At 34.2% G+C, this 26,259-nt stretch carries 25 protein-coding genes and 2 pseudogenes; 6 read left to right on the top strand and 21 right to left on the bottom strand.

The window, feature by feature from the left end; all coding sequences use genetic code 11:
- Positions 1 to 5 precede the first annotated feature (5 nt).
- From I6L50_RS15955 to I6L50_RS15930, 6 genes and pseudogenes are all read right to left on the bottom strand, one after another.
- On the bottom strand, positions 6 to 1,001 hold the full coding sequence (locus I6L50_RS15955) for a 3-oxoacyl-ACP synthase (protein WP_219302023.1): 996 nt from the start codon (positions 999 to 1,001) through the stop codon (positions 6 to 8).
- Entirely contained in the window at positions 1,001 to 1,417 is a 417-nt protein-coding gene (locus I6L50_RS15950) for a MaoC family dehydratase (protein WP_002064880.1), read from the bottom strand. The genes I6L50_RS15955 and I6L50_RS15950 overlap by 1 nt, the downstream gene beginning before the upstream one ends.
- A gap of 4 nt (positions 1,418 to 1,421) precedes the next feature.
- On the bottom strand, positions 1,422 to 2,912 hold the full coding sequence (locus I6L50_RS15945; protein ID WP_219302022.1) for an o-succinylbenzoate--CoA ligase: 1,491 nt from the start codon (positions 2,910 to 2,912) through the stop codon (positions 1,422 to 1,424).
- A 15-nt stretch (positions 2,913 to 2,927) separates the two neighbouring features.
- Positions 2,928 to 3,533 carry a TetR/AcrR family transcriptional regulator gene (locus I6L50_RS15940; RefSeq protein WP_219302021.1) on the bottom strand — a complete coding sequence of 202 codons (606 nt, stop codon included), beginning with the start codon at positions 3,531 to 3,533 and terminating at the stop codon, positions 2,928 to 2,930.
- A gap of 130 nt (positions 3,534 to 3,663) precedes the next feature.
- Positions 3,664 to 4,587, bottom strand: a complete 924-nt coding sequence (locus I6L50_RS15935) for a CobW family GTP-binding protein (protein ID WP_219302020.1) — start codon at positions 4,585 to 4,587, stop codon at positions 3,664 to 3,666.
- Between the two features lie 104 nt (positions 4,588 to 4,691).
- Positions 4,692 to 6,140, bottom strand: a pseudogene (locus I6L50_RS15930) (flavin monoamine oxidase family protein).
- 200 nt (positions 6,141 to 6,340) lie between these two features.
- Between I6L50_RS15930 and I6L50_RS15925 the strand changes: the two are divergent.
- Both I6L50_RS15925 and I6L50_RS15920 read left to right on the top strand, forming a co-directional pair.
- On the top strand, positions 6,341 to 7,285 hold the full coding sequence (locus I6L50_RS15925; RefSeq protein WP_002012312.1) for an L-lactate dehydrogenase: 945 nt from the start codon (positions 6,341 to 6,343) through the stop codon (positions 7,283 to 7,285).
- 112 nt (positions 7,286 to 7,397) lie between these two features.
- Entirely contained in the window at positions 7,398 to 7,682 is a 285-nt protein-coding gene (locus I6L50_RS15920) for a YesK family protein (protein ID WP_002086206.1), read from the top strand.
- Positions 7,683 to 7,728: 46 nt separating this feature from the next.
- Here the strand turns inward: I6L50_RS15920 and I6L50_RS15915 are convergent, their stop codons facing one another.
- From I6L50_RS15915 to I6L50_RS34870, 3 genes are all read right to left on the bottom strand, one after another.
- A complete protein-coding gene (locus I6L50_RS15915; RefSeq protein WP_002031308.1) occupies positions 7,729 to 8,748 on the bottom strand; it encodes an AI-2E family transporter in 1,020 nt (339 codons plus the stop codon).
- Between the two features lie 159 nt (positions 8,749 to 8,907).
- Positions 8,908 to 10,518 carry an amidase family protein gene (locus tag I6L50_RS15910; protein ID WP_219302019.1) on the bottom strand — a complete coding sequence of 537 codons (1,611 nt, stop codon included), beginning with the start codon at positions 10,516 to 10,518 and terminating at the stop codon, positions 8,908 to 8,910.
- Positions 10,519 to 10,625: 107 nt separating this feature from the next.
- Positions 10,626 to 10,760 carry a hypothetical protein gene (locus tag I6L50_RS34870; RefSeq protein ID WP_002012306.1) on the bottom strand — a complete coding sequence of 45 codons (135 nt, stop codon included), beginning with the start codon at positions 10,758 to 10,760 and terminating at the stop codon, positions 10,626 to 10,628.
- 217 nt (positions 10,761 to 10,977) lie between these two features.
- Here I6L50_RS34870 and I6L50_RS15905 point away from each other — a divergent pair, with 217 nt between their 5' ends.
- Complete coding sequence (locus I6L50_RS15905; RefSeq protein WP_219302018.1) at positions 10,978 to 11,397, top strand: GNAT family N-acetyltransferase; 420 nt, start codon at positions 10,978 to 10,980, stop codon at positions 11,395 to 11,397.
- A 164-nt stretch (positions 11,398 to 11,561) separates the two neighbouring features.
- On the opposite strand, the gene I6L50_RS15900 is transcribed toward I6L50_RS15905, so the two are convergent.
- The 4 genes from I6L50_RS15900 to I6L50_RS15885 form a co-directional block, all read right to left on the bottom strand.
- The gene (locus I6L50_RS15900; protein WP_219302017.1) at positions 11,562 to 12,164 is read right to left on the bottom strand and encodes a nitroreductase family protein; all 603 of its coding nucleotides are present in this window, start codon (positions 12,162 to 12,164) and stop codon (positions 11,562 to 11,564) included.
- A 73-nt stretch (positions 12,165 to 12,237) separates the two neighbouring features.
- Positions 12,238 to 12,888: a DsbA family oxidoreductase gene (locus I6L50_RS15895; RefSeq protein WP_002012302.1), complete on the bottom strand. Its 651-nt coding sequence runs from the start codon at positions 12,886 to 12,888 to the stop codon at positions 12,238 to 12,240.
- A 103-nt stretch (positions 12,889 to 12,991) separates the two neighbouring features.
- On the bottom strand, positions 12,992 to 13,423 hold the full coding sequence (locus I6L50_RS15890; RefSeq protein ID WP_002012300.1) for an Rrf2 family transcriptional regulator: 432 nt from the start codon (positions 13,421 to 13,423) through the stop codon (positions 12,992 to 12,994).
- Positions 13,424 to 13,542: 119 nt separating this feature from the next.
- Positions 13,543 to 14,412 carry a LysR family transcriptional regulator gene (locus I6L50_RS15885; RefSeq protein ID WP_002012297.1) on the bottom strand — a complete coding sequence of 290 codons (870 nt, stop codon included), beginning with the start codon at positions 14,410 to 14,412 and terminating at the stop codon, positions 13,543 to 13,545.
- Positions 14,413 to 14,509: 97 nt separating this feature from the next.
- Between I6L50_RS15885 and I6L50_RS15880 the strand changes: the two genes are divergently transcribed.
- Positions 14,510 to 15,415, top strand: a complete 906-nt coding sequence (locus tag I6L50_RS15880; protein ID WP_219302016.1) for a DMT family transporter — start codon at positions 14,510 to 14,512, stop codon at positions 15,413 to 15,415.
- Positions 15,416 to 15,600: 185 nt separating this feature from the next.
- Positions 15,601 to 16,377 (top strand): alpha/beta fold hydrolase, encoded by a 777-nt coding sequence (locus I6L50_RS15875; protein ID WP_219302015.1) that lies wholly within the window; start codon positions 15,601 to 15,603, stop codon positions 16,375 to 16,377.
- A 117-nt stretch (positions 16,378 to 16,494) separates the two neighbouring features.
- Here the strand turns inward: I6L50_RS15875 and I6L50_RS15870 are convergent, their stop codons facing one another.
- The 7 genes and pseudogenes from I6L50_RS15870 to I6L50_RS15840 form a co-directional block, all read right to left on the bottom strand.
- Positions 16,495 to 17,115, bottom strand: coding sequence for a YcnI family copper-binding membrane protein (locus I6L50_RS15870; RefSeq protein WP_002126863.1), 621 nt, complete (start codon positions 17,113 to 17,115; stop codon positions 16,495 to 16,497).
- A gap of 35 nt (positions 17,116 to 17,150) precedes the next feature.
- Positions 17,151 to 18,800: a copper resistance CopC/CopD family protein gene (locus I6L50_RS15865; protein ID WP_219302014.1), complete on the bottom strand. Its 1,650-nt coding sequence runs from the start codon at positions 18,798 to 18,800 to the stop codon at positions 17,151 to 17,153.
- 444 nt (positions 18,801 to 19,244) lie between these two features.
- Positions 19,245 to 19,352, bottom strand: a pseudogene (locus tag I6L50_RS15860) (glyoxalase); the annotation flags it as partial.
- Positions 19,353 to 19,412: 60 nt separating this feature from the next.
- Positions 19,413 to 20,426, bottom strand: coding sequence for a CgeB family protein (locus tag I6L50_RS15855; RefSeq protein ID WP_219302012.1), 1,014 nt, complete (start codon positions 20,424 to 20,426; stop codon positions 19,413 to 19,415).
- 308 nt (positions 20,427 to 20,734) lie between these two features.
- Positions 20,735 to 21,154, bottom strand: coding sequence for a VOC family protein (locus tag I6L50_RS15850; RefSeq protein ID WP_002086225.1), 420 nt, complete (start codon positions 21,152 to 21,154; stop codon positions 20,735 to 20,737).
- An 86-nt stretch (positions 21,155 to 21,240) separates the two neighbouring features.
- The gene (gene brnQ / locus I6L50_RS15845; RefSeq protein WP_219302011.1) at positions 21,241 to 22,599 is read right to left on the bottom strand and encodes a branched-chain amino acid transport system II carrier protein; all 1,359 of its coding nucleotides are present in this window, start codon (positions 22,597 to 22,599) and stop codon (positions 21,241 to 21,243) included.
- Between the two features lie 237 nt (positions 22,600 to 22,836).
- Positions 22,837 to 23,529 carry an FMN-dependent NADH-azoreductase gene (locus I6L50_RS15840; RefSeq protein ID WP_219302010.1) on the bottom strand — a complete coding sequence of 231 codons (693 nt, stop codon included), beginning with the start codon at positions 23,527 to 23,529 and terminating at the stop codon, positions 22,837 to 22,839.
- Positions 23,530 to 23,841: 312 nt separating this feature from the next.
- Here I6L50_RS15840 and I6L50_RS15835 point away from each other — a divergent pair, with 312 nt between their 5' ends.
- Positions 23,842 to 24,807 (top strand): arsenic resistance protein, encoded by a 966-nt coding sequence (locus tag I6L50_RS15835; protein WP_219302009.1) that lies wholly within the window; start codon positions 23,842 to 23,844, stop codon positions 24,805 to 24,807.
- A gap of 122 nt (positions 24,808 to 24,929) precedes the next feature.
- Here I6L50_RS15835 and I6L50_RS15830 read toward each other — a convergent pair whose 3' ends face one another.
- On the bottom strand, positions 24,930 to 26,177 hold the full coding sequence (locus tag I6L50_RS15830; protein WP_219302008.1) for a DUF4153 domain-containing protein: 1,248 nt from the start codon (positions 26,175 to 26,177) through the stop codon (positions 24,930 to 24,932).
- Positions 26,178 to 26,259 lie beyond the last annotated feature (82 nt).

The following is a 26,259-nucleotide window of genomic DNA, read 5'->3' as shown; positions in this document are numbered from 1 at the left end:
GCTTACTACCATCTAATCACAGTAGCTGCCCAAGTATACCCAGTACCTGCACTAACAGCCACTGCAATATCTCCAGGCTGTAATTTCCCTTGCTCATTTGCAAAATGAAGACCTATACATGGGTCAAGTGCTGACATATGCCCATAATGATCTAAATATACAACTTGCTCTTCTACTAAGCCCAGCCCCTGTAACAATTCTATTAGCATAGAGCGTTTTGTATGCAGTGGTAACAATACTTTAATATCTTTAGGAGTAAATCCACTTTTTCTTAACGCCTCCCGAATAACCTTATCAAAATTAGGGGTTGAAATTGGATCTAAACGTTCTTTCATACTAATAGGATCTATTACATCAATATAATGTTGTCGATTCTCAACTGTATCATAGCTCGCAACCTGCTTCGATCCACCAGCTGGAATACGAACATCGTCATGAAATGAACCATCCGTTATAATCGCACTTCCTAATATTTCACCGTTGCTAGCTCCCTTTTTTACTAAAGCTGCACTTCCGCCATCAGCAAAATTAAACATAAAACGTGAGCGTGGATTATCATAATCTACAATTTGAGATTCTTTACATCCACCTACTAATAATATATTTTCAATTGAGTTATCAGAGTAGAGCATATCTTTTGCGACTTTAAGAGCAATGGGAAAGCAAGAACTAACATTCATAATTTCAAAAGCATAAGCATTTTTCAATCCAAGTTCATGCTGAATTTTTGGGGCACTAGACCATACGTGGTAATCTTTATGTGGACTACCAAAATAAATGACTACATCAATAGATTGAGGATCTACTTGTAATAATATTGGCTTTGCAGCAGCAATAGCTAAATCTGATGCATGCATCGTTTCGTCTGCGATATGTTTTTCATATAACCCAAACTTTTCTATAATAATATTCTCAGGAATACCTGTTTTTTTAGATAAATCCGCGGCCGTCTCTACGTCTTTTGGGAAGAAAACACCAGTTGCTTCAATCCCAATTCTCATTAGACAATTCCTCCTTCTTTTGGCACCATCATAGTCGCTACACCTGTTAACACTAAATCTCCTTTTTGGTTATGACACTCAGTTAACAATTTCAAAACTCTCTTTTCTATCATAAATTCTTGTACTGTTGCCGTAGCTGTAATCGTATCTCCTATAAAAACTGGCGCTGTAAATTTAATAGTTTGTTCCATATAAACGGAACCCTTTCCTGGTAAATGAACGCCTAACAATTGTGATAATAAACTAGAAGTTAATAAACCATGTGCGATTCTTTGATTAAATCTAGTTTGTTTCGCATACTCATGATCAATATGAATTGGATTAAAATCCCCACTTAAACCTGCAAATAGTACAAAATCTGTTTCCGTTATTGTTTTACTACATGATGCCTGTTGACCGGAACTATACATCGTCATCTTTTCACCTACTTTTCAGTTGATTTGCCAACTGTGCTTTTTGAATTTTACCAGTTGCATTTTTAGGCAATTCCTCTAGAAACACAATTTCTTTTGGAACTTTATATTTGGCTAGAAATAAACGACAATGATCAATGACTTCCTTTTCATTTAATACACTGCAACTCTTTTTCACAATAAAGGCGATTGGAATCTCTCCCCACTTTACATGTTGTGTACCAATTACTGCTACCTCACATACTTCTGATAGTTTATTAATAACTTGCTCTACTTCAAGGGGATAAATATTTTCACCACCGGAAATTATCATTTCTTTTTTTCTACCGACAATGTATACAAAACCATCTTCATCAACTCTAGCTAAATCTCCCGTATATAACCAACCATCTTGAATCGTTTCTTCTGTTGCATCTGGCCGATTCCAATACCCTTTCATTACATTTGGTCCTCTTATTATTAACTCTCCAACTTCACCAATCTCAACTTTATTTTTGTTTTCATCAATAAGTACATAATCACAAAACAGAACAGGTTTTCCAATTGAGCCTACTTTACGTCTTGCATCTTCTTCTGAAAGCATAAATACGGTTGGTGATGTTTCAGTCATACCAAAGCCTTGACCAAATAAAAATCCTCTATCTATAAATTCTCTCATCAACTCTTCTGGACATGGTGCACCACCGTTATAAAACCAGCGAACTGATTGTAAATTTGTAGTTTCAAACTTTGCGCAATTAATTAATGCTTGGTGAATTGTAGGTACTCCCATTACAACAGTCACTTTATATTTTTCTATCATAGAAAGAGCTATGGTTGGCTCAAATTTTCTCGGAACAATGATTATTCCACCTGCAAATAAAGTTGGAAATGCGAATAAACCAATCCCACCAATATGAAATAAAGGCAATAACACAATGGAGCGGTCATGAACAGTTAGGTCAATCGCAAATGTATTATTAAGCGCATTCCAAAACATATTCTCTTGTGTAAGTACAGCTCCTTTCGGTTGTCCTGTTGTCCCCGAGGTATAACATATAATAAAGGATGCGCTTTCATTTATCTCTTCAAAGTTGTCAATTTTTCTATCTTCTATTTCTTTTAAACTTTTAATCGAAATAACTCTTTGTACATATGTTACATTCTGCATTGACAGTGCCATATTTTGAAATGTTTCCTCTACAAATAAAACTGTAGCTCCACTATCTTTTAACTGAAATATAAGTTCATTTTCTGTTAACCGTATATTCAGTGGAACAGCAATACATTCTACCTTTGCTATAGCAAATAAAAGCACAATATATTCCAAGCTATTTTGTGATAAAATAGCTATCCTCTCTCCTTTTTGCACATTTAAGTCGTAAATTAAATATGCTGCTACTTTACTTACATACTCATGTAACTGTTTATATGTCATTTCCTCCTCTTCTGTAATAATGGCAATGCGATCTGGATGTAAATAGGCCCGTTTTTCAATCCAATAAGCAATGCCTTGCATATTTTCCCCACTCCCTTATCTCTTTCTCAATCCTTCAAATATTAATGACATCGCTGCTTCAAATACATCTTCCGGAACATCTTTCTCTTCCCAATAGCCCCATCGCATTCCTAAAAATTGACCAATTGACATAAGACAATACGCAATTGTTTCTTTATCAAGTTGTTTAAATTCTCCCGCTTCCATGCCAGCCGATAAACTTTTTAAAAATCCATTTGCGAGCTTTGCATAATACCATCTATATAAATTATCATCAACAACTACCGCCTGTTGTACAATGTTATATAGATTAGGACGATCTTTCACCCATCGAAAAAAGGCCTGAAAACCTCTTCTTTGTGCCTCTTCATAACTTGATATCCCCTTCATTTCTTCTTTAATAATTAAGCGTAACTCACGGTTCAATCTGCGAATCAATTCATCAAATATATCTTTTTTAGATGGAAAGTAATTATAGAAAGTTCCGTGCGCTACCGTTGCTTCTTGTGTAATATTCACGATAGAAGCTTCGTAATATCCTTTATTACCAAATACCTCTTCTGCAGCACACAATAATTTCTCTCTCGTTTCTAACCCTTTTGTTGTTAGGCTTTTTACATCCATTATTATTTTTTCTGACACCTGAATCACCTCTTAGATTTGATTATAAATATATTTCTGAATTTTTCAATTATTTTTATTAGACAAAATCCGCAAGCATTTTTCTACATACAAAAAAGGACTAACTTATTTTGAAGTTAGTCCTTTAATCTTAATTAGAATTAAGTTCTACTTTCTCTAACCCCTCAACCAATTGTTTCTTATCTAACCCTTCCCCTATTACTACCAAGTTTGTCGGGAAACCGAAGTCTTGCTCCAGTAAAGTTGGTACGCCAAATGAATATTGGAATAAGTGAGGGTATTTATCTCCATGGAATTTCACAAATCCTTTTACACGATAAACGCTATCTGGTAAATTTGAAAGCCATTCGTATAATTTGTCTTGATCAATCGATTTCATAAATTGATACGTCATCGTTTGTATATGTAAATGCTGTTTAACATGAAGTGTCTCGTGTTCTCCATCTCTCACAAATTCAGCTTCTTCTATATCTTTTAAAGATATATTACAATACTTTGTTTCAAACAATTTCGCATGATTATTTATTGCTTTTACGTCTTCAAGTACTTTGTTCTTATCCGAATCTGTTAATAAATCTGATTTATTAATAAGAATATGACTTCCATATTTCATTTGCTCATGTAATAGCTGTTGTACATTTGCACTTAATATACTTCGGTTTAACCATCTTACTGCATCTAATACGACTACTATAGATTTCACTTCAAGGAAAGGAGCTAAAATTGGTGATACACATGCATCTAACACTTCAATTGGATGTGCGACACCTGTTGTTTCTATATAAATTACATCTGGTCTTTCTTGTTGATATAAAGAATGTAATTGAATTTCAAGCTCTTCTTTTAACGTACAACAAATACATCCTTTCAGAAGTTCCCTTAACACATTCTCTTTTCCAATAATATCTGTATCTACCGAGTATTCACCGATTTCATTCATTAAAACTGCAACTTTTCGATTTTTCTTCTTTTCTGCTAATAATAAATTTTGCAGCAATGTTGATTTTCCGCTACCTAAAAAACCACCTAATATATGAATTTCTACTTTACTCATTCGACCGACCATCCATTTCTCTACTTCAAATTTATTCAAAGCGTAATTATTACGATTTATATTTATCATTTTATTAAAAGAATACCTATTTGTAAACAAAACTGCTAGATTATCGTTTCATTTTCCATTCACTTCATGAGCAACTCTAATTCCAGACTCGATTGCTCCTTGCATCCATCCATGTGTTAATGTCGTATGTTCTCCTGCAAAGTGCACTCTACCCGCTGGCGGCGTAATATATGGAAACAATTCAAGCTCTTGCCCTGGTTCAAAAGCTGTAAATGCTCCGCAAGAATACGGATTTTGACTCCAGCTAAAAGATTCTCCCGCAACATACTCACTATAAACCACATTTCCATATATTTGCGCTAAATTTTTCAACGCATAACGAATACGTTCTCTATTCGAGAGACTATCCCACGTTAACGCCTCATCTGCCCACGTATAACTCACTAAAACGATAGCCGCCCCTGGTTGCCATAGCTCGGATAATATGTAAAGCGGATAGGTAAATCTGTAATTGACTTACCACCATATTGTCCTGCTCTTTCCCAAAATCTACTTTTAAACTCTATCGCAATTTTAGTTGAAGCAATATAATTTAATTCACGAATTGCCCGCCTTTTATAATAAGAGAATAAATGATATGGCTGAACTTCTACAAATCGCAAAGCTGAAAATGGAATTGTGACAATAGCGATGTCACCAGTTACTATAAATGAATTTAACGTTTGTTCATGTGTTACTTGCATCATCACTTTATTATCTTCCTGTATAATTTTTTCTACTTTATACGACATAAAAATATTATCCTTTAGCTCTGGTAAAAATGAATTTGGTAATGCGTCCATCCCGCCTGTTATCTCATAATATTTCGTCGTTGAAGTGAAAAAGATCATTTCGCGTAATACTTCAATTAAAGACATTCCCATGTATGCTTCCATATCAAGAAGTACTCCGATCATATCTATTGCCCCATCTGAATAATACTCGGTTAAAAATGAACCGAGCGAATATGTTTTATACTTTTTTTCAACAATAATCCAGTTTTTATTAGGATCTTTCTTAATATAATTAAGTATCGGTTCCAATACCTCTAACATTAACCCTTCTGCCGTTTTCCCTCTTTCTTTATCTAAAACTGGATATCCAAGTACACTTGGATCCTTTTCAAACACATCCAATCTCGTTCTTTTGTTATTCGTATAAATTATATCTGAAGAAGTTTTATTAATAAAAAGGTTTAACGGTAGTTTAAATTTACGAATGTAAGCTAAAGTTAAATCATGAGTATCCGGAATACGCATAGGACCTGCGTTAAAATATAATCCTGCGCTAAATGGTTCACGAATCGTATACACTCTGCCACCTATTCTGTTATTTGCTTCTATAATCGTTACCTCATGCCCAGCCTCTTTTAATAAAGATGCTGCAACTAATCCAGACATCCCTGCACCGGCAACTGTAATCCGTTTGGGTTTGGGGTTATTCGTTTTGGCAAGCCCTTCATGAATAATTTGAAGCATTTGTTCCATCGATAATGGATTCCCCATGCCCATTCCCCTTTTATGAAGGATTTTACTGAATTATATTCGTTTAACAGGATTCCTATGTTTCATTCAAGCAATTGAGTGGATACATTTTCAATCACTTGAATATCTTTTATAAAATGTAATAAAATAGATATGAAACTATAGAAGTAAGACGTATTATCTTACATAATAAAATTTATGAAATAGCGAGGAATTTTGAAATGAAAAAAGGTATTAACCGTGTTGTATTAGTAGGAACAGGAGCAGTTGGATGTAGTTATGCTTACTGTATGATTAACCAAGCTGTAGCTGAAGAATTTGTTTTAGTTGATGTAAATGAAGCAAAAGCTGAAGGAGAAGCAATGGACTTAAGCCATGCGGTTCCTTTCGCACCAGCTCCAACAAAGGTTTGGAAAGGTAGTTATGAAGATTGTAAAGATGCAGATCTTGTTGTGATTACAGCTGGATTGCCACAAAAGCCAGGTGAAACACGTTTAGATTTAGTTGAGAAAAACGCTAAAATTTTCAAGCAAATTGTTCGTAGCATTATGGATAGCGGCTTTGATGGCATCTTCTTAATCGCAACAAACCCTGTAGATATTTTAACTTACGTAACTTGGAAAGAATCTGGATTACCGAAAGAACGCGTAATCGGTTCTGGTACAACTCTTGACTCAGCTCGTTTCCGCTATATGTTAGGTGAGTACTTCGATATTGGACCTCATAACATTCACGCTTATATTATCGGAGAACATGGTGATACAGAACTTCCGGTGTGGAGTCACGTATCAATTGGTATTCAAAAACTACAAACGCTTCTTGAAAAAGACAACACATATAACCAAAAAGATTTAGATGATATTTTCGTAAACGTTCGTGATGCAGCTTATCACATTATTGAACGAAAAGGTGCTACATACTACGGCATCGGCATGTCACTTTTACGTGTTACGAAAGCAATCTTAAGCAATGAAAACAGCGTATTAACTGTATCAGCATATCTTGAAGGTCAATACGGCCAACAGGATGTTTATATCGGCGTACCTGCTGTTTTAAACCGCGGCGGTGTTCGGGAAATTTTAGAAGTTGAACTAAGTGAAGAGGAAGAATTAAAATTCGATCACTCTGTTCAAGTGTTGAAAGAAACAATGGCTCCTGTTCTTTAATCATATTTTCCAATCAAAAAAGCAATCCGATTTATATTGGATTGCTTTTTTATACTTTTATAGTTCCCCCTCAATTTAAACGGTAATATTATCTATAAAAAGGGGTGATTTCATGAATGATTCTTTGACGATTGCAATCCTCTTGCTAGCTGTAGCATCCTTAATACTTTTCCTCTTCTTAATCATCAGAACGCTATTTCCAACTAAAAAATATGATAAGAATCTCGGATTGATTCTAATTATTTTAAGCTTGTTAGCAATACCGATAAGTATCTTCCTTGTAGGAGGATGGGCAGGTATGGGAGTTAGTGTAATTGCAGTCTTTATTTTTGCTGCTGTTATTATAGCTTTAATTGCAAATACCTTCATTAAACTACCTCCTCCAAAGAAAAAATAATAAATGACCGATGTTTTCATCAAGAGAAAACATCGGTCATTTTCTATCACTTATTATCTTTAATCGGTTCATCATTATTTACATCAAGTACATCTAATAAAAAGATAAAGATTGGAATCCCAATAATAAGCCCCCATATTCCGAGGAAATGCTCTGAAAAGATAAGAATCATAAATGTATAAAAAACAGGTAAATTCGTTTTTGCAGACATAAATTTTGGATTTAATAAATAACTTTCAAGAGCGTGGATTACTGTAATGAACACTAGTATGTAAACAACATACACAACCCCGCCGACGTTATAGGCAATGATACAAAGTGGAAACAAGGAAATGATAACACCAGCAACTGGAATCAAACCGAGTAGAAAGACCATGACAGCCAATACAAGAAGCTGTGGAAATCCTAAAATGACAAGTGCAATTACAGTGAGCACACAATTTACAACCGCAATTAAAAACTGTGCTTCAATCACTTTTCCGAACGATCTTGCAAACCTTTCACCGAAATATGCAATCTCCTCATAAAAAATTTTCAGCTTACTATCTTTAAATTTCGAAGTAAATGCTATAATGCGTTCTTTTTCTAATAAGAAAAATAAGCTTAAAATAAGAGAAAGTAGTATTTGTAAACTGACTTTTCCTATGTTTGCTATCGATTGATAAATGACATCTACACCTTGTTCGATATATTTCGATACTTCCATTCCATTAATTGTCGAAAGTGCATATTTAATTATCTCGTTATCAGGTGGGTTTTGAAAAAACAATTTAAATTGATAAATTAATTGTGAAATTTGTATCGTTAGTACAGGCAAATATTTATATAGTGTAGTTACAATAAACGTCACTAACACAATATATAAACCAGCAATAACCACTTTCCTATTTACTTTCAATTTTTTTGAAATAAACTTTTGAAATCGATCCATCAAAAACGTGAGAATAAACGTAATTAATATTAAATTAATCATACTTTTTAATCCATACAATACAAGCACTAATATTATTAAAACGAGAAACCGTTGAAACCCTCTGCTTCGAAAGAAATTTTTCACTTCATTCATTAAGAATTAACCTCCCCCTTCAATGGATGGAAATTGGATATATTACATTTTATGAACTTCTATAGACAATCTTTCTTACTAATTGGAAAGAATCCTTTTTTTCTTTTTTATTGTCGGATTTTTTTATCTAATACTTTTCTAAAAACTACTTTATCAACTCTATATTTTAGGAGATCGTCTATTTTTAGATTGCTGTTCATACGCATATCCAATATTAAAAAGTTCTTTTTCACCAAACTGTTTCCCAACAAACACTACACCTACCGGCTGACCATCAGAATCATATCCTGCCGGCACTGCTAATTCTGGATAACCAGCCACAGCTGATAGAAGAACTTCATCGTTATTAATCATCACAAGAGCATCCAAACCTTTTTCTACTAAATACCTATCTAGCTCTTTTCTTGCATTTTCTTGACTCGTTTGAACTATTTTTTCAAACTCACCTTTCGTTATAGCAGATTTCTCAGAACCCTCAATTAATGTTTGTCCATACTTTATTCGTCGTTTACTATCCTTTTTATTAAACGCTATAATCTCTTCTAACGATTTTACTGGCACATTTTTTTGCCGTGAAAGATAATCGTTAACATTATGCTTGAACTCATATTCTAATGTTTGCAGATTATCTACACCCTCGCTGTTTAACTGAACATCATCAGTCAATATTGCACCTGCATCTTCAAGGTCCTTTCTAATCTTTTTCGCTACTGCTTTTCTAATTTCATCTTGTTGTTCTATAGAAAAAAGAATCCCTATCTTTTTCCCTTTTAATCCATCTATCGATAACTCCTTCGTATAATCCATTCTATCTCTATCTTTCATTTTTTCTATCATAGCATCTTTTCCATCATAACCTACCATTGAATTAAATAGCGTTGCTGCATCTTTGACCGTTCTTGCCATTGGCCCTGCTGTATCAAGTGTTTCAGCTAACGGGATAATTCCTGTTCTGCTAACCATACCTAAAGACGGACGTAACCCAACTACTGATTGTTGCGTTGCCGGTGCTACTATGGATCCCGTCGTTTCCGTCCCGATTGCAAGCGGTGCAAAATCAGCTGCAACCACTGTAGCAGATCCTGAACTCGATCCTGATGTATCAAATGTAATCGGGCCATATGGATTTAAATTTTGTCCTTTCTTCCCACTATATCCACTTGGCATTGTAAAAGATAAATAATTCGCCCACTCAGACATATTTGCTTTTCCTAAAACAAACGCCCCTTCTTCTTTCAACTTCTTCACAATCATCGCATCTTCATCTGCAATCCAATCCTTTAATACATAAGTTCCAGCACTTGTCGGCATAACATTCGCTGTTTGTACATTATCTTTTACGATGACAGGAATGCCGTATAAGTTCGATTTCTTATTTAAAAATCTCTCTTTATCTAACTGTCGTGCTTCCTCCATTGCATTAGGATTAATCTCTGTAACAGCATTTAATGATATTCCATTTTGATCATGTTCTTGTATTCTAAAAAGATAAATACTCGTTAATTCTTCATATGATAATTTCCCATCATCAACCATTTTTTGAAGCTCATCCACAGTCGCATTTACAACTTCTTTTTCTTTTATCTTTATATTATCTATGTCGCTCCCTTTAAGCTGATTATGTATCGGTTTTAACACTCTGTCTTTATCATATACATTACGCTCAGGTTCCTTTGGAAAATAATTTTTATACACGTAATATCCTCCGGCACACACCAATAGAACAATACCTCCAGCGATAGACAACGTTATCTTTACCCATTTTTTCATGTTGCTTCCTCCACTCTAAAAGTTGCTCATTTATATAAAAAAGAGAGTTACCTTTTACTTAACTCTCTCCAATCAAAATGCTAAATGAAAAAATGAAAGATTTCAATCTAATTACTTTTTTTTTGCATTTGCTTTGCTAACAATTCCTTCACCTGATTATATGTTAACCCTGAATTTTTATTTAAACGTTTCACTTCATCAACATCAGTACCGACAACTGTATATTTTTTCTCATCATTCATGTTCCCACTTCCTTTCTCACCAGATTATTTCTTATATTTCTTCCCTAAATGCACATAAATTAACACCAATACGAATAGGGAAGCTGGACTAAATTAAATAGACGAGACAGATGATATAGTATTCAATAACTAAAAGGAGTTCTGTTGCGTAAGAGGAATAGATAAAAATATCTCGAATTTATATACTTATTGAATTTAAGGACATGGAGGATGCATTTTGAAAACATATGAGTTTAAACATAACATTCCAACATTGGAAGAGTACAAATATTTGTGTGATTCTGTTGGATGGACTAATTATATGAATTTTGAAGTAACGGATACTTCACTGAAGCATTCTATTCACTGCATCACGGTCAAAGATAATGAAAAAATTGTGGGCATGGGGAGAATTGTTGGTGATGGATCTATCTATTTCTATATTCAAGATATAGTGGTTCATCCGGATTATCAGAAACATGGTATTGGGAAAGAAATAATGCATCTTTTGGTTGCATACTTAAATGAGAATGCCCCTGATAAGGCGTTTGTCGGTTTATTTGCATCACAAGGTAAAGAATCGTTCTATGAAAAATTTGATTTTAAAAATTACTCACCAAACATGACGGGGATGTTTACTGTCATTTCAAAAACATGATAGATTTTTAATTGTAGGGAAAACTTCGATTCATATGAAAGAAATTATTCTTGCAGTAACCTTTTCCACAATCGCATTTAAACATTACATACGAAAGGAGAGTACATATATAGCTATATATGTACTCTCCTTTCATTTATTTAACTCTGTATATATTAAATTTCTTAATAAAATTTCACTACATCTTCAGTAGGTAAGAATGTTCTTTCCCCTGGTTGTTCATTTGGCTCACCAAATGGCATTTGTCCTACTAAACTCCACTCCGCTGGAATATTCCATGTTTCTTTCACTTCAGCATCTACGATTGGATTGTAATGTTGTAATGATGCGCCAATTCCTTCAGCTGATAATAACATCCATACAGTATGTTGTAACATTGCATTACCTTGATGAGACCAGAATGGGAATTGATCTTTATATAACGGTGCATTTTCTTGCATTTTTTCTACAGTTGCTTGATCTTCAAAGAATAAAACGGTACCTACACCTGCATGGAAACCTTTTAGTCTTTCTACAGTCGCTTCAAAGTTTTCTGCTGGTGCGCGTGATCTAAGCGTTTCTTTTACGATATCCCAAAACTTTTCATGCTCTCCATCCATTAATACAACCATACGGCCACTTTGCATATTGAAAGAAGTTGGTGCATGTAAAGCTGTTTTTAATACTTCTTCAATTCTTTCCTTTGTAATTGTAGCGTTTTTTGTTACTTTACGAATTGAACGACGGTTCACGATTGCTTCTTTTAAGTTTGTTGTAGTTGCTGACATTTTAATTCCTCCAAATATATGTTTTATTATTTTTATTTAAACAAATCAATTTGAGTCTTTCATGCAAGACGAATTAGCAATATCCATCCGCCTTACATTGCATACCTTCAAATGAATTTGTTTTATCCTTTTCGATTTCTTTATCAATTACTCTTTCTAGCGTTTCTTTACTAGCAAGTCCTTGAATGACTTCATCTCCAATCATTACAGTTGGTACCGCCATAATATTCGCTTCATCATATGCATGTTGAATCGCTTCTTGATGTTTTTCTTTATATTTACGAGTTACTAAAGCATCTTTAAATTCTGCTTCAGGAAGCCCTACTTCTACCGCTAATTTCGTTAATACATCAATATCTTCAATGTTTTGCTCTTCTTGGAAAAACGCAGTAAATACTCGGTGATGATACTCATTTCCAAGTCCACGCTCTTTCGCAAATTGGCACCCTTCAAAAGCTAAATGTGTATATGGATGCGGAGAAACACGTGGCAGACGCATTTCAACCCCTAATTTTTTTGCAGTAGGAAGAATGAAAGAATCCCATGAACCTAACTTATCTGGCTCGTTCCAAGGATCTATTTTAGAATATGGGCTTGGACGCAATTCAAATGGCATCCATTCGATTTCTACATCTTTCTCTTTCGCTACTTCATCTAATGGACCTTTTGCTAAAAAGCAAAACGGGCATATAAAATCTGAGTATACTTTCATTTTCACAGTCATATTATTTGCACCTTACCTTCTTTTTATTTTTAGATGTAACCGAAACGGTTACAATTTTAAGAAAAAAATATGCATTCCCTTTTAGAGACTTGCAATTATCATATTATGCATTCATTTTTTGTTGTAAAGATTCAAATAACTGCCCCATCGTAATATTTCTCAACACTTCTTCCATCGCAGATTGCGCCTGAACTAAAATAACCTCTAAAACAGCTTGAATATTCGCCCCAATTGGACAGTCTGGATTCGGTTTTTCATGAATGTGAAATAGTTTGTCTTCTTCCACTACATTCACTGCATGATACACATCTAATAATGTGATTTCATGTAAATCCTTTAATAATCCCGCGCCACCCGGACCGCGTTTGACGTATACAAACTCAGCTTGTTTCAAGTAAGACGTTATTTTTCGAATTACTACCGGATTTGTATTTACACTTTCGGCCATATAGTCCGAAGTACAAACTGAAGATGGATTGTTTTTCAAGATAGATAAAATATGAACAGCTATAGAAAAGCGGCTACTAATTTTCATTGTGATTACCACCTCGATGTAATCATTATAGTTACAACTAGAGTATAAGTCAATCCTTTTTACAAATTTTTTAAAGCAAATAAAAAAGTGCCCCATTACAATATATGAGACACCTCTTCTTATTCTGCAAACAAGTCTTGAAATTCTTCAATAAATAGCTGCACAGCGATTGAAGAATCCTTTAATGAAGGAACAGCTAAAGCAATTTCTCTCCATACTTGTGGTTCCAATTCTCTCGTTTGTATATTCTTTGGTAAACTCGTTAAAGATAACTCAGCCAAAATTGCGATTCCTAATCCTTCTTGAATCATATTTAAAGCTGTTGTAACTGTGGAAATTATATATTCAGCCCGAAGTGGTACGTTCGCTTGTTTAAACATATCGATAATGGGTGGTTCGTACCCACCCTTACATAATATGATCGGTTCATTCTCTAAATCACCTATTGTAATAGAATCGTTCTTACAAAGAGGATGATCCTCTCTTAAGACAACAACCATTTTCCCCTTCGTTAAGGGCACGATCTCCATATCTTTATTAGGCAAGATAACAATTCCTATATCAACAACCCTCGATACTAACCAATCTTCAACTTCTTTAATCGTGCCTTCACAAAGAACGACTTCTAAGTTCGGATACTTCTCCTTAAAAAGATTTATCATTTTGGGTAAGAAATGTGCAGAAGCACTCGGAAAACTCCCAATTCGAATCGTCCCAACTTCGTGCCCTTTCTCCATCGCTACTTCTTGTTCAATCTTCTCAACGCCGTTTAAGATTTCTCTAATATGTACAAGAATTCTATTTCCAACATCCGTAACGATTAGCCCTTTTCGTTTATCGCGTATAAGAATGGTAACTCCTAACTCTGACTCAATGCTTGAAATCGCATGACTTACAGCTGGCTGTGTCATATTCAACATCCCGGCAGCCTTTGTAAAACTCCCTAATTCAACCGTTTTAATTAAAACTTGAAGTTGTGTAATGGTCATAACTAATCACTTATACTCCTTATAAAAAAGATTCATTTTATTTATCATAGTCGATATCATATCATAGTGAAATGGAATACAACAAGGAGGGATTACAGTGACACAGCTTTCTCGAACTAAGACGGCCATAATCCTTACATTTCTCGTTATTATGTGGGGAATTAATTGGCCGTTATCAAAATTCGCTCTGCATTACACACCACCCGTACTCTTTGCAGGGATTAGAACATTAATAGGAGGATTTATCTTACTTACTTTCTCATTACCGAGATACAAACAATTAAATTTAAAGGAAACTTGGCATTTATACTTTATTTCATCTTTACTCAATATTATTTTGTTTTACGGACTACAAACTGTCGGACTTCAGTATATGCCCGCCGGACTCTTCTCCGCAATCGTATTTCTCCAACCTGTCTTACTCGGCATTTTCTCATGGATTTGGCTTGAAGAATCTATGTACGGCTTGAAAATTTTCGGACTTATTCTTGGATTTATTGGTGTTGGGGTTATTAGCTCTAGTAGTTTAACTGGACATATTTCTATTATCGGTGTACTACTTGCTTTAGGGTGTGCTATCGGCTGGGCACTCGGCACAGTATTTATTAAGAAAACTGGACACCGCGTTAATGCCATTTGGATGGTAACACTTCAGCTTATTATTGGCGGACTTTGCTTAATCGGATTTGGTTCAGAATTTGAGAGCTGGTCTAGCATCGCTTGGAGTATACCATTTGTAAGTGTACTACTATTCATCTCATTCTTTGTTATTGCAATGGGATGGCTCGCTTACTTTACACTTGTAGGAGCTGGTGAGGCAAGTAAAGTTGGGGCTTATACGTTCCTTATCCCACTGATCGCTATCATTGTAAGCTCTATTTTCTTACATGAGGCCATTACAATTAGCTTATTCATCGGACTTTTATTTATTGTCGTGAGTATTTGTTTTGTAAATATAAAGCCGAAAACACTTGCTGTAAGGCAGCAAGTTGAAGTGAAATAAATAGATATGAGAAAGAGTCTACCACTTGTAGGCTCTTTCTTTTTTACCATTTTATGAGTACAGTCACTTAACATCTTAGAAAAAGGAAATTTTTTCTTTTTTATTGTATGATGGTAATAAAGTAGAAAATATTATCTCTAATACATATGGATGGACTAACAATTCTAATCATAAGGGGGAATTATATGGTTTTACAGTATAAAGAATTTGGAGATTCAAGCTCTCCACTTATGGTTTTTATTCATGGGGGCGGAGTCAGTGGATGGATGTGGGACAAACAAATTAAACATTTCACTAACTTTCACTGCCTTGTTCCTGATTTACCCGAGCAAGGGGAAAATAGTAGTAAGGATCATTTTTCAATACACTTTAGTGCTGAAAAAATCATTGAATTAGTTGAAGAAAAAGGACAAGGCAAAACTGTTATAGTAATCGGTTTTTCGTTAGGTGCTCAAGTATTAATTGCAATGCTCAGCATGAAACCAAACTTAATTCAATATGCTATGATAAATAGCGCATTAGTTAAACCAATTCCTTTCGCTAAAACATTAATAAGATCCCTTGGCTTAACCTATCCACTTATAAAGAGTAAGACGTTTTCCAAAATACAAGCAAAATCAATGTACATAGATGAAACACAATTTGATAACTATTATCATGAAAGTTGTCAAATAAGTAAAAATACATTTGTGAGGATATTAGAAGAAAATATGTCGTTTACAATACCAAAAGGTTTCGAGAATGCTAGTAGCAATATATTAGTGACTGTTGGAGAAAACGAAAAAAGAATCATGAAAGACTCGATGACTGCAATCCTTGAAAGCAATCCTACTTGCACAGGTATTATCATTCCTAAAATCGGTCATGGAATCCCTTTAGAAAATCCCAAACTATTTAATACTTTAATTGAAAACTGGCTTAAGCATGATAACCTACCAGAAGAAGTAATGACAGTCAATTGAGTTCCTTATCTTAATAAACCATGTTGTATTTATAGCTCTAATCCCCTCGAAGCTGCTTAATCTCAAAATTTTATTAACAAAGGTCTCATTACTTTCAATGAGACCTTTCAATGTTCCCTACTTTTTACGACGTACTACAAAAACACACGTACCTACGGAAGATACAATCGCTAAAACTGATAAGACAATTGCTATTGTTTGCATATTACTTGTACCTTCATTTTTTTCCACACTAGATACTTCACCATGTTCTCCTGTTAATGATGTACCTTTTGCAATCGTAGTAAGTGAATGGGGCTTTTCAGCTTTCTCATCGCCTGTCCATTCAACAATTTCTCCATCTTTATATTGTTGATATGCATTCCAAGCTATTTGTTGCTCTTTATCTGGATTTTTAGCAACAAAAGTAAATCGTTGGAACTGACCAGGTAAAATCCCTTCTCCTGTTGCTTCCCATATTACAGTTTTAACTTTTCCAGCTGCATCTTTTTGTTCTTCCACTTTCCACCCTGGCACTGGCTCGTACTGTTGAAACTCGACTCCAGACGGTATTTTCAGTGTGACTTTTGTTGTTGCCATATTCTTTTCAACAGGTACCTTTATTGTATAAGTCTCCCAAGAGCTAACGTCAGAAGTTGCTGGTTTCACAGTTACGTGAGCACTAACAGGTAACGAAAAAATCCCCATTGCAATTATTGTTGCAATCATTGTTGTTCCTAATTTTTTTATACGTTTCATTTTCTATAAACTCCTTTTCATTTATAACGTCTTTTTTATCTGCCACCTACAATAAATTTATAATCCGTATCGAAACTATCAAGAGATTTTGTTAATCCGTGAACTTGTATATTCCAGTTTCCTGTCATGTTAATATACATACCTTCCGCTTCATATTCTCCCGGTGACACTGCCGAAACTTTAAATGAACCTTTGCCCATATTCATATCTAAAGATTGAGTCGTCAATACAATTTGTTCCATATCAGTAACAGGCTGTCCATTCTCATCCTTCAAAGTAATATGAAATGTATTCTGTCCTACCTTATTAGGACTTACATGTAAAGTAAGTTCATATCCATTATCTAATTGTTTACTCTCTGTAAAAGGTCCCGTAGGAGGCATCGGCGGCGTTTGTACATTTGTCATAAACGCTACGATTACAAAAACGATAATTCCAATGATAAACTCTACTTTCACCGTAGCTCCTAACCTTTGCTGCGCTCGCATTCTCCCTTTCACATAATGAATAATTCCCAATATCCCCATACACACGAATAAAAGTATTTTTGCTAATAAGGCCAATCCATACTTCGTATCAAATAGGGAATGGATCGTGGGAATAAAAAATGTACTGTTAAAAAGACCCGTTAATAAAATCACAATGACAGCACCTGTTGCCCATGGCGAAAAACGCTTAATCGCATCCCAATACATAGTCCACTTGTCATCCTCTTTACGTAACAGAAGAACAATCGATGATATCCCCCCCATCCATAACGAAGCTGCGAATAAATGCAGAAAGTCCATAACGACAGCAATTTCTTTAAACTTTAATCCATATGCATGACTATTGAAGGCTTTCATAACAAGTAACCCAATAAATAATACAATTGGAATGCTCCATACTTTAAACGACGAAAGCTTCTCACGCTTCACTGCAAAATATGTAACAATCATCAGCATACTAATAAGAGCCATTTGAGTGATCCATACATAACGAAAAACAGATAGTTGTAATGTTTCTTTTAATAATATAGGATTGAATGCTTCTAACCACGAAACATCAGCATTTATTTTCGCCTGCAATGGTAGATTGAATAGTAAACTAATAAATATCCCAAATAATGATATCCATATTATTTTCTTACTCCTCGACTGAACTTGACTTGCACTTCCTTTATAAAGGATAAGGTTAAATAATAGAACACCGATAAATAGAGAAAAACTTGTATATAAAATTCCACGTTCCATAATCATATCGATTTGGGGAACATAGCCCATCTCTTCTACTTTTATATCATCTGTTCCCGCTTCTGCTGATCCAATACGGAATGGAATAACTCCTTGAATTGGATGTCCATCAGCTGAAATAGCCTTCCACTGAATAGAGTAAAGACCATTTTTGAGATTCTCTTTTAACCCAGCTTCTAATATTTTTTTGTTTTTCTTATCAATATGTGCATCTTTTAAATCTACTCTTTTACCTGAGGTATCTCTTACGAACAATGTATTAAAACTTGAAACTTGTATGTCCTCATCGAATTCAATTTTCACAACAGATGGTGCTTTCTTTAACGTTTCATTTTCAGCAGGATTTGATTTCACAACATACGCATGAGCGGATGCGCTTTTTGGTATCAATATGATCAACACGCACGCGATTAATAGCCATGCCCCTAACCTTCGTATTACTTTCACAATCATTTCACTTCTTTCTTTTTCGTCACTACACTTTCATTACTTTTTACTTCCCAAGTTTTATTTCTTGATAAAATATTAACCTGATTAAGTATAAGAATTTATTTAGTATCACTCTCTATTTATTCCTCACCTCTATACTTCTAATATAATAGTAGCTACCTTCATAGATATTACTAATATTTTTAAAGTTGATTATTATTATAGCATAAAATATATTTATGTAAGTTCCCTAAGAAGAAAAGTTATCGTGAATCATTTGTGAAGAAAATGTGAAATACATAAAGTGAAACTTTAATCAGTGGGACTTTTACGGGCATTCGATCTCCCACCTAACTCCCTCGCATTCTCCGACTTTTGAAGCGGGAATCTTATTGCCAACAAATAGCGGGATAAATAAAAAAGGTATTACGTTATTACGCAACACCCTTTCTCCATAATACACTTCCCTTACTTCTCTTCCGGATAATCACAATAATTAATGATCGTGCCCTCTGTATCCGCTAGGTTAGGATAAATTAATCTTCTACCATGCTTATTCATTCGAAGTGTATGCTCTTCCATTCAAATACCTTGTTCTTTAAATATGTTGTGTTTCAACACATTCTTTCCCTATTTTTAAATTTCATTTTCTTTTTTAGGGTTCATTTCAATTATTTTTAACAGCTGTTGTACCCTTTTATCATATGTATGTTCGATTAGCGTTCTCTTCAGCCCTTCCATCGCAATTTTCTTTCTTTGTGCCGGGTTCGATAAATATCTTTCAGCTTTCTCTATAAAATCAACCGCTGAGGTAAATGTCTCAATTTGTACCCCTGGAATATAACACTTTTCTAAATCTGAACGAATATCCGTCATTTGAAAAGAACCTGTACTTGCTATTTCGAATGTACGATTATTAATAGAACAAGCATTTACTTTTACTCTATTTCTATTAAATGTTAAATCCTCTATCGAGCGATGTATATTCATGTTGATTTTACTTTTTTTGTAATATCCTATACTGTTTTCGTAAACCAAAAATGGTAAAAGCAAAATTTTATCTTTCAATAACTCATAACTTTTTAGTCTATCCCAATTACAACCTATAATTAGAGTGCTTTTAGTCACTAAGTACTCTGCAATTGAATCAATAAATGCGAGCCGATTATCAAAAGCAGTCCCTATGAAACTAATATCAAATATGTATTCCTCTTCCCTAAGTATCGGCGTATATACAGGAGGTTCTGCTGCTAAAGGCAAATAATATACATTATCACAACCTAAATCTTTATAAAAATCAATACATCCTGTATCTTGCGTAAACACATAATCATAATCAAGCACTAAGTTTTTCGTCACATCTGTAAAGTAAGGGTCATCTGTAAGCCAGAGTGCAGTTTTAAAGTTGTATTGTTTTAAATCTTGAATTCCCTTAATTATCCCTTCTTCAAAACCATGAAATACAATAATGAGTGTCGGTTTTATCTTTAAAGCCGTTTTCACCAAGTTTTCGTATGTTACCATCGTTACATTACGAATTGCCTTTTTCAAACTATTATATATAGATTCCTCTAGCACCGGAAAATAGACAGGAACACTAGATGTAACAAATAATACGTTAAAATTTTCAGCACTATTTGAAATCTCCACAGATAACCACTCTCCAATACATGAAATTCACAATTTATATTATATGTATTGCATAAAATATATAGTTGGTTATAAAGCACCCTTTTTCTTTCATATATTACTGTGCAAAATGAGGATTGCTTACCCTATAGTCGGCTCCATTTGCTCGCAAATATTAAAAAAAATCATGCCCACTCCTACAGGATAGTGGATAGCTTCTCATAATATATATTCAACATTCCGAAATACTTTCGTCGAAATATTGAAAAGTATACAAATAAAAAGGCGTTACATTAGTACGTAACACCTTTCACAAAAATACACTTCCTTTATTTCACTTCCGGATAATCACAATATTCAATAATCGTCCCTTCCGTATCAGCTGGGTTAAGGTAAATTAATCGTCTACCATGCTTATTGATGCGAAGCGTATGTTCTAATGTTCGAATCCCTTGTTCCTTTAATTCTTCTAAAGCTACATCTAAATCGTCTACACGATACGCAACATGATGGACACCTTTCCCTTTTTGCTTTATAAATCGTGCTATTGGAGAAGTTGTATTATTCGTTGGCGCAAGTAATTCGATTCTATCACCATCAACTTCAAGAATAGCTACTTCGCTTTCAACACCAGGTGCTTCACTTACGTATCGATCTATTAAAGTTCCTGATAAAACCTTTTCATAAAAATGTATCGTACTATCTATATCACGAACTGCGATCCCGATATGGTCAATTGTTTTTTTCATTTTATTTCCCCTACTACTTTATTTTTTCTATTCTTATCAATAGTAACAAAAAAAGTTATAGAATCAAATTCTATAACTTTTTTTGTTTAACTTATTTTCTTATTCGCACCAGCTGCTGGGTGAACTCCATTTTTCATTTTTACAACGCTAATGCCGTATCCAATTAATCCACCAATTACTGCTGGTAATACCCAGCCTAATCCAACTGCATGCATTGGAAGTAACTTAGTAAGAATATCGTTCACTACTGCTAATTTCACACCAGCAGCACTTAATCCATCAAACATACTTACAATAAATGTTACTAATAAACTTCCCTGATACACTGCAGCTCTTCCATTGAACAATGGATGAAGGAACGTTAGGAAAATTAATACGATTGCTAATGGATAAATCGCTGTTAATACAGGAACTGAAATTGAGATTAATTGTGTTAAACCTACATTTGCAACAACTGCACTGAAAACTGATAACGTAATTGCAATCGTTTTATATGAAATACTTGGGAATAGCTTATGGAAAAATGAAGAACACGCTGAGACAAGTCCAACACTAGTTGTTAAACACGCTGCTATAACCATTATACCTAATATAACTCCGCCATATGAACCAAAATAATAGCTTGAAACTTTTGCTAATACTGCACCACCGTTATCTAAGTGACCAAGTTTTGCAACACTTGAAGCCCCCATAAATGAAAGTGCTGAATAAATTATTGCTAAAATAGATGCAGCGATCAATGTTGCTTTTGCACAAACAATCATAATTTCTTTTTTTGTTTTTGCGCCCTTTTCTTTAATAGCATTGATAATGATAATACCAAATACGAATGATGCTAACGTATCCATTGTTAAGTATCCTTCTTGGAACCCTTTAAAGAACGCATGTGATGTATAAGCCTCTGCAGGTGCTTGCATTTCTCCCATTGGATGAATAAAAGCAAAGACTACCAAAATTCCAATAAACGTTAATTTAATTGGCGTCAAGATTTCTCCTACAATATCGACAATTTTCGCAGGATTTAGCGAAAAAAAACAAGTGATGCTAAAGAATACAATTGTAAAAAGAATTAGCGCTGTAGAACTTAATCCTTCTGGCACGAAAGGCTTAATACCAATTTCATAAGAAACGCTTCCTGTTCTCGGAATAGCGAATAATGGACCGATTGCTAAGTATAAAACTGTCGTAAATACAATTCCGAATACTGGATGCACTCGGCTTGCTAATGACTGTAAATCTTCTTTACCTGAAATCCCAAATGCTAATACACCTAGTAATGGTAAACCTACTCCTGTTACTAAAAATCCAGCGTTAGCAATCCATACATTCTCTCCTGCCGATTGACCAAGCATCGCTGGGAATATTAAATTCCCTGCTCCAAAAAATAGTGCAAATAACATTAACCCGATAACTACTATGAACGAAAACGGTACTTTATTCGCCATAATATAACCCCCATTCAAAATTCTTTATCTCATTTCCAATTTTAACTAATTGAATTTTCTGAATATTCAATTTGAGTATCAACTATTCTTGAACTCATTATAGTTTGATATATAATATTTTGCAATACTATTTTCAAACTTTTCATTTATTTTATAAATATACATTTTTTCACAAAAAAAATAGACTAAAAAACCAACACGGTCATCCATGTTGGTTTTTCCATTTACTATCATTAATTAAAATTTCGCAGCTACTTTTTTAACGTTTTCTAAACCTTCTTCAACAATTTGTTGTGAGCGATCTGGATATTGATTGTGCCCTTCAATTACAACTGTCTCTGGATTTGTAATGCCCCAGAACCCAAGTACGTTTGTCACATAATTAACAGCCATTTCCATAGGAGCCATTTGTTCTGAAGAGTAATCTGAACCGCGAGCACCTAATACAACTACTTTCTTATCACCAGCTAAACCTTCTGGACCGTTCGCTGTATATTTAAACGTTTTTCCAGCTTGAGAAAGATATGAAATGTAAGTAATTAATGGTGCTGGTACTGTAAAGTTCCATAATGGGAATGCAAATACTACTTTATCTGCCTCTAAAAATTGATTTAAATATTTATCTACTGTAGCAACTGCCTTCTCTTCTTCAGCTGTTATCTCCATTCCTTGACTACGTTTATATCCACCTGAAATAGCGATATTTCCGTAATACGGAAGATCTAATGCGAATAAATCTAACTCCGTAATTTCTGTATTCGGATTTGCTTCCTTATAAGCACTTACAAATGTTTCATACATTTCTGAACTAATTGCTTGCTCCGCTGGACGATCGTTTGCTTTTACAAATAATACTTTTGACATTGTTTTATTCCCCTCTACTTTTGTATTTTCTTCTTTTTTACCAAACAATGAGCTAAATAATCCCATTTTCTTCACCTAAACTTTCTTATCATATTCATTATTCATCATCATAAAAATTCTTATTCTAATAAAAAGTTCCAATTGATACCTTAACCTAAGCAAATTAAAACTTTTTGTTATTTAATTACCTTATGTAAGTGATTGTAATATACCTACTTACTTTAGTCAAGTAACTTTTTAAAAAGAAAAAAATCTCGAATTAAAAACATTTAATAAAGATATTTCCTCAGTCAAAATGATTAATTCAAAAACACATAAGTAAAATACCTTGTATAATATAACTAGAGAGGGAAATTCACCTATAGAGAGGATTAATTAATGAGTACTTTAGAAAAGATTCAAACCTTTATCATTCTTGCAGCTGTTATATTCGGGGTTATATTAGGACAATTTAATATGGTACATATGTATTCGGAAAAATTTATTGTCCCCTTCTTATTTTTAATGCTTTATGGATTATTCCTTAGCATTCCATTAAAGGATATAAAAAATGGATTCCGCAACTTAAAATTCGCTGGAACAAGCCTAGGTATTAACTTTATATGGACACCTCTTCTCGCTTGGGGATTAGGCGCATTATTTCTTTCAGATCACCCAGCACTTTGGGTTGGCTTTATTATGTTAATGGTTACTCCGTGTACAGACTGGTATTTAATTTTCACAGAGATCGCAAAAGGTAACGTCGCATTATCTACATCAATTCTACCGGTAAATTTAATTTTACAAGTATTATTGCTACCAATTTATTTGTTTTTATTTGCTGGTGTAATGAAAACTGTAGCGGTTTCTGTTTTAGTAGAAAGTATTGTTATCGTAATCGTCTTACCATTTTTACTTGCGCACGCTACAAAATTCATTATGCATAAAATGAAAAAAGTTGAAACACTTGAGAATAAACTCATTCCATTTTTCAGCTCTTCCCAAATTGTATTTTTAAGTTTAGCAATAGTAGCGATGTTTGCCTCACAAGGTAAGTACTTATTACAAAATATGACTGTTGTTTTATTGTTACTTATACCAGTATTACTGTTCTTCATAATTAACTTTATACTAGGACAGTTTGTAGGACGTATGATGCATTTATCCTATGAAGACACTGTCAGCCTCAGCTTAACAACATTAGCGAGAAACTCGCCTGTTGCACTCGCTATTGCTGTAACAGCTTTTCCAGACGAGCCTCTTATTGCACTTGCATTAGTGATTGGGCCGTTAATTGAGTTGCCCGTTCTGACTTGTGTTTCACAAGTGTTATTGCTTATCAAGAAAAAGCAGCAATACACATAAAAAAACGTCCTACTTTGGGACGTTTTTTTTGTCGAGAAATTATAGAATTAACGCTGCTTATCGGCTCTAAGGATTTTATACGTTATAGAAAATTAGCTTGTCGTTACATTAACAAAGCCTTTCTAATTAAACATTATAGGAAAAGTAAATATAACGAAAGCTGCCCAAAGTCCGTAGATTGGCAAATACTTCGTAACGGTATCTTGGATAGCTGTCGGTCCTGATTTGTTTTGTAGAAAACGCATATAGGAAAACATAATCCAAATTAGATTTGCCCAGATCAGTATGTTTACTCCTAAAACAGCAAGTCTATTAGGTGTAATCCCGTAAGAAGAAAGTCTGAATACGATGGCTGACAGTGCGACAGTGTCAATAATAAGCGCAAGAACAATTAAGGCAAAGTTTATATAATCTGAAATGTTCTTTCTCTCGTCTGAATCACTCTCAACGATAGAAAATATAGTAACAGCCAGTACACCAAGGAGTATTCCGTTGAAGGCCATTAGGAAATTGCGGTCCAAGAACGGATTTTTCCCGACCCATATAACCGTTATAAGATAGATCAACAATGTGATCAGGACGAGAGGACTAAAAATTTTAGATATGTATGGTGTAATATTTTTAGCAAGTTTAAGATTCAATGATACTAAGTATGCAGCCACTACAGCGAGAGCGGCAGCTCCAAATAAAACAACATTACTAAAATAGAATTCTCCTATATCCAAGTCAACAAAGCTAAATAATCGCATAGTGAATACTGCTAGTATCATTCCGCTCACTGCCATGCTCGCGTAGAGAAGACAATATTCTAAATTAAATTTAATATAAGCTAATCTTGTACTGCCTTTTGAATATTCATTTCCCGTAAACGCAAGTCCCAATAAGACCCATAACAATATAGGAAGATGTAAATAAGCAAGGATACTGCTGTCTTTATAATTTAATGGCAACATATTAAGATACAACCCGGAAATCAGGAATAACGATGCAAGGAAATAAATAATACTTTTTTCCGGAGTATTATTGTAAACAAAATAGGCAGCGATAAAGGGAATTATACCAAAAGCCAGGTTAATTGGAGCAATTGCTTCCTGCTCGACAAAGTGGAAAATGATTCTAGTGCTTAGCCCAGCTAGAATAGCTAACATGCCCATGAATAAGAAACCTTTTTGAAACAACGATACTTTTTCTTTATTTGTCGTTTCCTTGAAATGCAACCTTTCATACCAAGCACCTAGCACCTGAGAATCAGGGTTTTGGACCCATGCTTGTGAGAATGACTTTTTAAAAGCTTTTGGGTCTTTTCTATACATTCTCTCCAACTCATGAGGATTATCCATATTTTCAATAATTAAATTGTTAATGTCCATAGTTATACCTCCTCTAATTTTAAAAACAACGCTGTTACCTTTTCCATAAAAAGCACCTCACTTATTTATTCTGATTTTGATT

This window comes from Bacillus sp. FDAARGOS_1420 (assembly GCF_019344915.1).
GTDB lineage: Bacteria > Bacillota > Bacilli > Bacillales > Bacillaceae_G > Bacillus_A > Bacillus_A mycoides.
This window is presented reverse-complemented; position numbering and strand designations above follow the sequence as displayed.